Origin of the sequence: Paenibacillus nuruki, from assembly GCF_001721045.1 — a bacterium.
In the GTDB taxonomy this organism is placed as follows: domain Bacteria; phylum Bacillota; class Bacilli; order Paenibacillales; family Paenibacillaceae; genus Saccharibacillus; species Saccharibacillus nuruki.
The window spans coordinates 1-969 of the sequence record NZ_MDER01000010.1; the positions used below are offsets into that span (position 1 = coordinate 1).

General features: G+C 26.6%; 1 protein-coding gene. It reads right to left on the reverse strand.

The annotated features are described in order from the left end of the window. Window positions 1-415 precede the first annotated feature (415 nt). On the reverse strand, window positions 416-969 hold a 554-nt coding region (locus tag PTI45_RS01170; protein ID WP_217492686.1), incomplete at its 5' end, for a hypothetical protein.

Consider the following 969-nt stretch of genomic DNA (forward strand, 5'->3'; position numbering starts at 1 on the left):
GGTAAAATGACTTTTGAAAGAGTAAGTACAAAAAATTCTGCTGTGTAAAATTTATATAGAGAATTAATAAAATAGGGAAGACTTTAAAGCAATAAAAAGAGGATACTAAAAGTAGGAGACTCTTGTTATTAAAAGAATACATGTCTATTGTAAAATATTGATTTCTTTCGTAAACCGTCTGAAATAATTATAATACAATCGCTCATTATAGTATTATTCACTACACGATAAAACAAAAGTATACTTTCAACTCAATCTCATTTTACAGTAGTGAATTAAATTATTAAATTGATTCAAAATAGGATTGAATTTACTAGAAAAGGAGCTAAAATAACTAAAATTATTTTCATTCTCTGGATCTTGTAACTTCAGTTATATGCTTTAGGTGCAATATATTTTATAACAACCTAAATCATTAAAGTCCCGATTTTTTTATCTGTTCTTCCAGTACTAAATAATTTAAATTTCCAATTTTAATTTGAGTTTCTTTATCTAAAAAACCTACCATATCATTTATGATTTTTGTAAAATTTCCTCCGAAGTAAGATTTAATAAATTCCATATTTTCAAGTTCCTTTTTGTATATTGCATAATCGCTAGCATACATGCGACAGATAGAAATGCGTCCTAAAGAATTAAAAATCATACCTAACGCTGTTGATAATTCTTTGATATCTTTAGGAAATTTTTCATTTGAGATAAGATTTCTTATTCCTTCAAGCTCTTCTTTGATGTATCGGAATACTGTTTTATCTCCTAAAATTGTACTTACAATTGTATTAGATACAGAGAAAGAAGGTTTATCTAAAATAAATTCTATTTCTAATAGCTTTAGCATCTCGATTTGAGAGGCATGATATTCTGTAAAAGCGCGGTTTTTGGCCATTAATAAATTGTCTCCAGTTGAATACTCCATAGCGTCATAGAAATGAGTAAATTCGTGAAATAAAATATAATCAATAGAATTAG